Below are 9,555 nucleotides of genomic sequence, written 5' to 3'. Positions count from 1 at the left end.
GGCTGAAGGGTACGGGTCAGAAGTAGTAAGGGAATTTGAGGCTGAAGGAGAAGTCTGGCGCATCGTCGGTGAGACCAATGGCAAGGTTGGGGACAATGGTCAGGTTGTCGCTCGCCGCGAAGGTCATGCCGATGTTGAAGTTGGCTGCGTTGTAGTCGCTGTTGCTGATCGACTGCCAGTCGCCGCCATCGGGCTTGATCTTGCTTTTGCGGGCGAACTGGTCGGAGAAGGAGAACGACATGCTCATCTTCTCGTTCAAGGCAAAGGCGATACCAGCGCCAATTTGCCAGGAATCACCCAGTTTCACGTCACCCGGCACTTTGCTGTTGACCTGGGGGCTGATGTCGCTGAACGAGTCCTCCATGTTGTAGGTGTAGGACAGGCTGCCGAAGAGCACGGCGGGGTCGAAGGTCTTGACCAGCGAGATGCCCGGCGTGATCGCCCACACGCCGTTGCCTGTCGGCAGGCTTTCTGGCACCGACAAGTTGTCGTTGCCCGGTACCTCGCGCAGCTTGATGCCATATGGGTCCTTGCCGGTTGGCGCCTTGATCCGCAGTGTCGCCACCGCATCGGGCCAGTTCTCCGACTCATCCATGAATTTGTAGGCGACGCCCACGTTGATATCGCCGATTTCTGGGTCACGGGTGACGGTTTCGTCAGTGGTAACCGGAGCCGCACCGCCTGCACCGCCCGATGAGTAGGTCGATTCGCGGTAGACCACCGGGACGTTGATATCGAACTGCCAGCGTTGCGCCAGGTTGTAACGGGCGGTCAGGTCCAGGGTCCAGTTGTCCGCCTTGATACGGTCGAGATTGATGTTGCCGAGGAATATCGAGTCCAGCGCAAGGAAGCCATTGAGCACCAGTGCGCGGGTGTCGTAGTGGGTGTAGGTGACGCCGGTTTCGAAACTGAATTTGCCGCCGCCGAAAAAGCCGCTGGCCTCGTCATACAGGTTGGACACGCTTTGCGCGGGCTCTGAGCCGTCCTTGAGCGATTGGCCATAGGAGCTGCCGGTGGTGCCTGGCGCCCCTGCAGCGACGGTCTGGCCGCCCTGGACCGTTTCGGCCGGGGACCTGGTGAGGCGTTTGGGAGCAGGCGCCGCAGGTGTCTCCTCGACCTGGCGAACGCGTTGTTCAAGCACCATCAAGGCTTGTTGCTGTGCCTCATAGCGCTGTTTCAACGCCATCAGTTCTTGTTTGAGTGCTTCGACCTGCGGGTCGACAGCTGCATAGAGGGATGTGGCTGGGGCCAAGGTAGTCAAACAGACAAAAGCTCTGAACGTTAACGATCGGTGCATGGATTTGCCGTCCCTTCCGACTACTTTTGATGAGACTGAGCGTAGATCAGTATCCGAGAGTGCGAAGACCTTTGAGCTGGTCGAGGCTACCGTTCAGCGATGCGGCCGTAGGCACGTTTTCACGCATGACAACATTGAGGGAAGTGAGGTTGCTGACCTGGTTGCCATTGCCGAGCAACGTTGCGTTCTGCATCAGGCCCCCCTGGGCCAGGCGTTGCACGGTACTGCCCTGGTTGTTGGCGGCCGTGATGTTGAGCTGCACACCCACGCCGGTCGACGAAACGCTCAACGCGCCCGCGCCGTTTTCGCCGACCAAGGTCGAGCCTGCGGTCAGGGCCTGGCCCTGCGGCTGCGCTGCTGGCGCCTGGTTGGCCTTGGTGACGTTGATATCGACATTGTTGTAGGCGGTATTGTTGTCACCTGCTGCGCGCACAACCTGGGTCACGCCCTCGGTGCTGCTGAGCCCGCTACCGCCGGTGACCGTCCCGGTGCCGGCCACGCTGCTGGCGCTTTGCGATTGCGCGGCGCCCGTGCCTTTTTCGTCAATCATCGACACATAGAACTGTGGTTTGACGGTGTTCTGCTGCACTTGCAGCGTGGAAGACGCCCCGATCACGTCACCCTTGGCATTTTGCCAGGTGCTGGTCATGACGATGCCAAAGCTCACGATCCGTCCCGGCATCACATAACGACCGCGCAGGTTCGCCAACTCTTGATCCTTCAGCTCGATGGGCTTGAACGTCTCTGCATGGGTTGGCAGGCTGGCGGCCAGGCATGCCACGGCTAGCCAGAATGGAGTCTTCATTGGATGCTCCCGGAGCGTCGTGCTCCCAAATCGTTAGAAGAGTCGTTAGAAAAAGTCACTTTTAATGAAGCCGAAGTCCATCAGCTCTGCATCCTGCACCGGGGCGAAATTGTTGACGCGGCCCTTGGCAGTCAGTGGCAGAGGCGGGTCGAGCAAGGCGTTGTTCTTGTCATAACCCTGGCCGATCACGGCGAAGATGATGCCGTTCCAGCCTTTGAGAAAGTCCTCGACCTTGAAGCGCTTGTGGCCCAGTACCGGGTCACCGATATACACCCAGCCTTTGTCGACCTTTTGCATGACCACGAAATGCTTGTAGCCACGGATGTCCATCAGGACCACGACCGGAATGCGGATGCTGTTCAAGGTATCCGGCGCCACCCGGTAGCCACGGGCGCGCATCCCCAGGCTTTCTACGTAGCGTTTCATGTCGAGCATGGAGAAGCCTTGGGTGCGTACCAGGTCCTGGTCCGCGTGCGCCAGCATGCCTTCGATGATCTGTTGTTCGTCCACGTCCAGCCAGTAGGCTTGACGCAGGATGGTTGCCAGCGAGGCTGCGCCACAGCTGAAGTCGGTTTTCTGTTGCACCAGGTCGGCGAACTTGCGCTCGCGTACGCTCTGGATGGGTTTGAACACCACCGCGCCGCCCGGCAGCACGGACAGTGGCATTTGTGCAGCTTCGCTCACGCTGGCCAGGCACAGCAAAAACGCCAAGGCGAAAATACGCATGATCGGGTGCCTTCTTGTTCTGGTTGAAAAAGGCCCCCCGCAGGGGGCCTCCAGGTTACAGCCGTTAGAACGAGGTGTTGGAGATGGCCAGCGAGTTGCTTTGCTGGTTGCCCACACCGGCAGCCACGTTGACGCCCAGGTTGCCGCTGCCACCGTTCACCGAACCGCTCAGGGTTGCAGTGTTGGTCACAGGGTTGGCCCAGCCGGTTGGGGTCAGCACTTGGAAGGAAACCGTGTTGCTGAGGTCGTAAGAGCTGCTTTCGCTGTAGCTTTTCACGACATCTTTGGACGATTCCTTGGATTTGCTGCCCGATTTTTCGAACGAGGAGTCGAAGGCTTTTTCGAACGAAGAGTCATAGGACTTCTCGAACGAAGAGCTGGACGATTTCTCGTGCGATTTGTCGATGGTTGCGTCGAGCGAAGCGTTGAGCGAAGCATCGACAGTTTCACTGCGAGTGCGCTCACGACGGCCATCATCAGTGGTGACGGTGTGCGAAGCATTAGCCGCAGCGTCCAGGGTTGCGGTCAGAGAAGCGGTGTAGCTCGAGCTCGAATCCTTGCTACGAGATCCGCTGGCGTTGGCGCTTTTTGAGCCGCTGGCATCCCAGCTGTTAGAGCCGCTGACGTTGAAGCTCGAAGAAGAGCTCTTGTCGACGCTCAGGTTCGAATTTTTTTCGCGAGAGGCGTTACCGCTGGCCGTAGTGGTAAACGTCAGCGTATCCACACGGTAGGTGCGGTCGGCGCTGTTGTTCACGATCAGGCCTGGGCCGTTCTGCTCGGCAGAGGCGGTGGCGGTGGCGTTGCCCAATGGCGCATTGGTGTTGGCGATCGCCATGGTGTTTTTCTGTTGGTTGAGGTCGCCGCCCGCAATGTTGACGCCGACGTTGCCGGAGGCGCCATCACCCGAACCGCTCATCACCGCAGAGGATTGGGTAGACCAGTTGTCCACCCGGTTGCCATCGCTGAACTGGCGGACATCGGCAGTTGCTTCGGCAGTCCCGAACACGAAGCTGTTATCCAGGCTCGACTCGGAAGATGCGTTGGCAATGGCTGCAGCGTTGTCCTGTTGGTTGCCATTACCGGCTGCCACGTTGACCCCAACGTTGCCGCTGGCACCGGTCGCCGAGCTGCTCATTTCGGCTTCATTGATGGTGCCTTGGTTGGTGATGGTGTTGTCGGTGCTGCTCTGGCTATCGAGGGCATTGGCCGTTGCATACACAGGGATCTTGGTGGGTGGAGGCGTGTGATGACCGTTGTTATGGTGGCCATTGTGATGGTCATTGCGCCGATCGTTTTGCCCAGCTTGTACAGCAACAGCCATGACCGCAGCAATTGCGAAAACCAGAGGCTTTATTGCCATCGAGGGTTTCATGGTGATTCTCCGTACTTTATTTAGGTTAAGTGTTGTTCTTAACTGTTTGGGTCAATCCGCGACCCGTATGCTCAAGGTGTTGGCCATTCGGTTTCCCACCCCGGCACTCTGATTCAACTGAATCACCCCACGGCTACCGGTGAATGCCTGGTCACTGGTGGTGACCTGGCGATGGCCGGGTGCAGCGTCAGTTGGATCGGAGTTGTTGAGCAGCGCCACGTTCTGTTGCATGAGGACGCTGTCGTCGATGCTTTGCGGTTGAGTACTGAGGCTGATGCGCAGTGCGTTGGCTTGCTGGGTGCCGGCACCCGCGCTCTGGTTGACCCCCAGAGCGCCGCTGCCTTGGCTGAAAGCGTTACCCTGGATGCTGGAGGTGGCATCCATGGCGCGGTCGACAGGGGTGCCGAGCCGTTGGCGTATCTGTGTGGTGGCGCTGGCCTCATGGCCCACGGCGATGGCCCGGGCGTTGGCTTGCTGCTGCAGGTCGCCGGCCGCCTGGTTGACCGTGAGGTTGCCCTGGTAACGGCTGCCCGAGCTGTCGATGTCGGCGTTGTTGATCACGGGGGATTGAGCGAAGGCTGGCGCACTGCAGAGCGTGGCCAAAAGCAGCAGGGTGTGCCTCATCTCACTTGCCTCCGGTCAGGATTTGCAGTGGGGCCAGGCCGCGCTGGACGCTTGAGTTGACCATGTTGGAGATGCCGTTGCCTGAACCTGAACCACGTCCACCGGCGAGGTTGGGCAGCTGCGTCTGATGGGTCAGATTGCCGCCCAGGTTGTTGGTCTGCTGATTGACCAGGGCGCTGATGCCGGCACCGCTGCTGATGCTGGCAAAGTCACCATCGCTCAATTCATGGGTCTGCCTGAGGATCTGCGCGGAGGGGTTGGCATTGACGGTGGTCGGGCTTGGGTCGGGAATCATCGGCGGGATGGTCGCGTTGCGCGTCTGCACATCGCGGGTAATGATGATGATGCCGTTTTCGGCCTGAACAGGCTGGGTCAGCCCTGACCCTAGAACGCAACCGAGTAGCAAGAGGCGATAGACGCGTTTATCAAGTATCCCCACGACGGCAATTCCTTCTTTGGCGTGCTGGTCCGATTCAGCGATGCGAAGAAGAGAGCAGAAGCTGTGCCGTGTTTGGCTTTTGTTTTTAAATCAAATGGTTATGCGAATGCACTGGCCGTGTGCCGCGTTTTCTGTATCAAGGCTGATACAGATCATCGAGCGCTGAGGGGCCGAAGCCTGTGTGGGCCCAGCCTGGAGGGTTTTTTGCAAGGGTGTTTCACTGACTTGACACTGCCCCCGAAATGGGGGGAACCCCCGCATTTGCGGGGGCTATCACCCACCTGAGTGTGTCAGTGAATTAACACTCAGTCGGGCAGGCTGGCGTATCGCTATCAAGCAGCGTAGCGACTGTTTGCAGCGCCTGCAACTGGCGTTGCGGCCAATTGCCATTAATCACCTGAACCCTTTGCTGGTGCCGCTGCAACCAGCGCAGGCTGTCGTCGAAAAAGCGCTGTCTATCGCTGATATCAGGGTGGCAACGCTGGCCATCGGCAACCCAGTCCACGTCTTGCGGGCTCAGTAATAGATGCAGGTCGTAGTGCCGGGCAAGCAAAGCCTGTTCCAGCCAGGCGGGGCAGTCGTCGAACAGGGCGCGACTCCACAGCATGTTGCTGAGCAGGTGAGTGTCGAGGATCAACAGCTCAGGCGCTTGCGCGCGAGCGCGGTCTTCCCACTCAAGCTGGCCGCGGGCGATGGTTGGGATGTCGGCGTAACACGTATCGCGGCCTTCCTGATCAATGAAATGACGCACGTATTCGGCGACCACCACCCCACCGAAGTGCGCCTGCAGCACACCGCTGAGCCAGCTCTTGCCGCTGGATTCCGGCCCGCACAGCACCAGCACCTTCATGCGTGCACCAGCGCGGGGTCACGGCGCCATTCCAACCAGCCGCGCACCGCGATCAGGGTGAGGACTGCAAAGAAGCCGGCGGTGAAATACAGCTGCTGATGCAGGTACTGGCCGACATAGACGATGTCCACCACAAACCACAACGGCCAGCATTGCAGGCGCTTCTGTGCCATCCATAGTTGCGCGACCAGGCTGAAGCCGGTCAGGGTGGCGTCCAGCCAGGGCAGGGCGGCATCGGTCCAGTTGGCCATGGCCGCACCCAGGGTCAGGCTGAGCAGTGCGCCCAGTGCGAGTCCGGTGCACAGCGCGCGTGCTTGCAGGCGTGTCACCTGACGGGCATCGTGCGCACGGCCTGGGCGCTTCCATTGCCACCAGCCATACAACTGCAACAGGGCGTAGGCCACTTGCAGCAACATGCCCGAGTACAGCTTCACCTCGAAGAACAGCCAGCCATAAATCGATACCATGACCAGCCCGATCGGCCAGCACCAGGCGTTCTGCTTGACGGTGAGCCAGACAGCGGTGACGCCGAGTACGGCGGCGATGAGTTCAAGGCCGGACATCGGCGATCCTTGGAGAGGCGAGAAGAGGGGCGCGATTGTAGCTTGTCGATAATCGAAGGAGTAGTACGGGTGTAGGAGCGGCCTTGCGTCGCGAAAGGCCGCTCCTACAGGGGATTACACCCGGAACTGGCGCAACAGTTGCTCCAGCTCTTCGCTCAACCGGCCCAGTGCCACCCCTGCATCACTCGACTGGCGCGCTGCCTCGGCGGTCTGCTGGGACAAGCCTGCGGTGTCCAGCACATTGCGGTTGATCTCTTCGACCACATGCGACTGTTGCAAGGTAGCACTGGCGATGGACGCATTGAGCGCCGTGAGGTTGTGCAGCGCCTGGCTGATGGCATCCAGGCTGGCGCCGGCCTCGCGGGCCTGCTCGACGGTCTGGCGCGAGGCCTCGCTGCTGGTGTCGATCGCCCGCACTGCCGCATCCGACTGGCCTTGCAGGTGCTCGATCATGGTGTGGATCTCGGCCGTGGACTGGGCGGTGCGCTGGGCCAACAGGCGTACCTCGTCGGCGACCACGGCAAAGCCACGGCCTTGCTCGCCGGCGCGGGCTGCTTCGATTGCCGCGTTGAGGGCGAGCAAATTGGTCTGCTCGGCAATGGAGCGGATCACGTCGAGCACGCCACCAATGCGCGTGCTGTGCCCGGCCAGGTCACGAATCACCTGGACTGCCTGGTCGATGGTCAGTGACAGGCGATCGATCTGTTCGAGGCTGCCGTGAATGGCCTGTTGGCCATGCTGCACCTGTTCTTGTGCCGCGCGCATTTCCCCCGCCGCCTGCTCGGCAGTCTTGGCCACGTCCTGTACGGCATAGGTCACTTCGTTGACGGCGGTGGCGACCTGGTCCATCTGCTGCGACTGCTGGGCGCTGTGCTGCTGTGCGGCGCCGGCGTTGTCGCCGACATGCCCGGCGGACCGGGCCAGGTCGTGGGCGGCGCCCTGCAGTTGGCCGACCACCCCTTGGAGCTTGCCGTTGAAGCGGTTGAAGTGCTCGCCCAGGTGGGTGATTTCATCGCGGCCGTGGGTGTCCAGACGCCGGGTCAGGTCGCTTTCGCCGCTGGCGATGTTCCCCATGGCCTGCACGGCCTCCTGCAAGGGGCGGGCGATACTGCGGGCAATCAGCATGACCACCAGGGCCATCAGCAGGGCGATGCCCAGGCCAACCAGCGAGGCGTCGCGCAACTGCCGGGCAAATTCGGCTTGCACATCATCGATGTACACACCTGAGCCGATGACCCAGCCCCACGGCTTGAACAGCTGTATATAAGAGGTCTTGGCCACCGGTTCGCTGGCACCGGGTTTGGGCCAGCGATAGTTGACCGGCCCAGCGCCCTGGCTGCGGGCGAGGCTGACCATTTCGTTGAACACGGCAAAGCCGTCGGGGTCGCGGATGGCTGACAGGTCCTGGCCGTCGAGCTTGGGGTTGGCCGGATGCATGATCATCTTCGGCCCCAGGTCGTTGATCCAGAAGTAGTCGTCGTGGTCGTAACGCAGCGCGCGCACCACCTGCAGCGCCTGTTGCTGGGCGGCATCGCGGCTCAGCGTGCCGGCAGCCTCCAGGCCCTGGTAATAGGCCAGTACTCCGGCGGCGGTCTGCACCACATGGCGGGTTTTTTCCGCCTTGGCCTGGTACAGGTCGCCGTGGATCTGGCGCAGCATCAGCAGGCCCAGAACCACCAGCATCGCGACTGCCACCAGCAGGATCAGCCACAGACGGCGGCTGATCGACATCGATCTCAGGGTTTTCATCCAGGCACTCCCGCCTTGTTCTTGTTATTCAGGTGCATCCAAGCATGCTTTGCGACAGGGCCCCACTCGACTAATGGCTAAGTGCTAGTCTAGTCGTACTCTGCAGCAGCCGGCGCAAGCCATTGCAAAGCGGCTCTGATAGGATTTCGGCCGCGCAAGATGAAACCTTTAGGCGGCGTGAACTTTTCCACTGGCATTGCGCCCAACAGTCGCTGTAAAACAGCCGGGCCGCGTGCGGTAACTTCAAGCAAATCAAGAACAAGGGGCCTGCAAGCAGCAGCGCTCCATCGGGGGAATGATGGATTTTTGGACTGCCTTCCAGGCAATCATCTTAGGCGTGGTCGAAGGGCTGACGGAATTCTTGCCGATCTCCAGTACCGGCCACCAGATCATCGTGGCCGACCTGATCGGCTTTGATGGCGAACGGGCCATCGCGTTCAACATCATCATCCAGCTTGCCGCGATCCTGGCGGTGGTGTGGGAGTTTCGCCGCAAAATTTTCGACGTGGTCTTCGGCCTTACCAGCCAGCCTGCGGCGCGGCGCTTCACCGGCAACCTGCTGTTGGCATTCATGCCGGCGGTGGTGCTGGGCGTGCTGTTCGCCGACTTGATCCACCACTACCTGTTCAACCCGATCACCGTGGCTGCGGCATTGGTAGTGGGGGGGGTGATCATGCTCTGGGCAGAGCGCCGCGAGCACCGCGTGGAAGTCGACCATGTTGACGAGATGCGCTGGAGCCATGCCCTGAAAATCGGCTTTGTCCAATGCCTGGCCATGATCCCGGGCACCTCGCGCTCCGGCTCGACCATCATCGGCGGCCTGCTGTTCGGCCTGTCGCGCAAGGCGGCCACCGAGTTCTCGTTCTTCCTGGCGATGCCGACCATGGTCGGCGCGGCGGTGTACTCGGGCTACAAGTACCGTGACCTGTTCCAGCCAAGCGACTTGCCGGTGTTCGCCGTCGGCTTTGTGACTTCGTTCATCTTCGCCATGATCGCCGTGCGTGCGTTGCTCAAGTTCATTGCCAACCACAGCTACGCGGTGTTCGCCTGGTACCGGATTGCCTTTGGCCTGCTGATTCTGGCGACCTGGCAGTTCGGCTGGGTCGACTGGTCGACGGCGAACGGCTGAC

10 protein-coding genes are annotated in these 9,555 nt (G+C 60.8%); 1 reads left to right on the top strand and 9 read right to left on the bottom strand.

All coding sequences use genetic code 11. The features are described from left to right. Positions 1-16: 16 nt before the first annotated feature. The 9 genes from fapF to mcpP form a co-directional block, all read right to left on the bottom strand. Positions 17-1,297, bottom strand: a complete 1,281-nt coding sequence (gene fapF / locus ACSSU5_RS25545; RefSeq protein ID WP_264313055.1) for a fibril amyloid transporter FapF — start codon at positions 1,295-1,297, stop codon at positions 17-19. A gap of 46 nt (positions 1,298-1,343) precedes the next feature. Continuing rightward, the gene (fapE, locus tag ACSSU5_RS25540) at positions 1,344-2,102 is read right to left on the bottom strand and encodes a fibril amyloid subunit FapE (RefSeq protein ID WP_264313056.1); all 759 of its coding nucleotides are present in this window, start codon (positions 2,100-2,102) and stop codon (positions 1,344-1,346) included. Positions 2,103-2,147: 45 nt separating this feature from the next. Further along, entirely contained in the window at positions 2,148-2,828 is a 681-nt protein-coding gene (gene fapD, locus ACSSU5_RS25535) for a fibril amyloid maturation endopeptidase FapD (protein ID WP_264313057.1), read from the bottom strand. Between the two features lie 64 nt (positions 2,829-2,892). After that, on the bottom strand, positions 2,893-4,200 hold the full coding sequence (gene fapC, locus ACSSU5_RS25530) for an amyloid-like fimbrin subunit FapC (protein ID WP_264313058.1): 1,308 nt from the start codon (positions 4,198-4,200) through the stop codon (positions 2,893-2,895). A gap of 51 nt (positions 4,201-4,251) precedes the next feature. Beyond that, positions 4,252-4,824, bottom strand: a complete 573-nt coding sequence (gene fapB / locus ACSSU5_RS25525) for a fibril amyloid subunit FapB (RefSeq protein WP_492560188.1) — start codon at positions 4,822-4,824, stop codon at positions 4,252-4,254. Position 4,825: 1 nt separating this feature from the next. Beyond that, complete coding sequence (fapA, locus tag ACSSU5_RS25520) at positions 4,826-5,263, bottom strand: functional amyloid chaperone FapA (RefSeq protein WP_264313060.1); 438 nt, start codon at positions 5,261-5,263, stop codon at positions 4,826-4,828. Between the two features lie 298 nt (positions 5,264-5,561). Next, positions 5,562-6,113, bottom strand: a complete 552-nt coding sequence (locus tag ACSSU5_RS25515; RefSeq protein ID WP_264313061.1) for an AAA family ATPase — start codon at positions 6,111-6,113, stop codon at positions 5,562-5,564. Continuing rightward, positions 6,110-6,676 carry a nicotinamide riboside transporter PnuC gene (gene pnuC / locus ACSSU5_RS25510; protein ID WP_264313062.1) on the bottom strand — a complete coding sequence of 189 codons (567 nt, stop codon included), beginning with the start codon at positions 6,674-6,676 and terminating at the stop codon, positions 6,110-6,112. Before pnuC ends, ACSSU5_RS25515 begins: the two co-directional genes overlap by 4 nt. 114 nt (positions 6,677-6,790) lie before the next feature. Beyond that, positions 6,791-8,425 carry a methyl-accepting chemotaxis protein McpP gene (gene mcpP, locus ACSSU5_RS25505; RefSeq protein WP_492560187.1) on the bottom strand — a complete coding sequence of 545 codons (1,635 nt, stop codon included), beginning with the start codon at positions 8,423-8,425 and terminating at the stop codon, positions 6,791-6,793. A gap of 298 nt (positions 8,426-8,723) precedes the next feature. Between mcpP and ACSSU5_RS25500 the strand changes: the two genes are divergently transcribed. Next, on the top strand, positions 8,724-9,554 hold the full coding sequence (locus tag ACSSU5_RS25500; protein ID WP_492560186.1) for an undecaprenyl-diphosphate phosphatase: 831 nt from the start codon (positions 8,724-8,726) through the stop codon (positions 9,552-9,554). The last annotated feature ends 1 nt before the right edge of the window (position 9,555 follow it).

It is taken from the genome of Pseudomonas sp. E1MeOHC2, from assembly GCF_058745025.1.
Note: the sequence above shows the minus strand (reverse complement) of the source record. Positions and strands in the feature narration are given on the sequence as shown.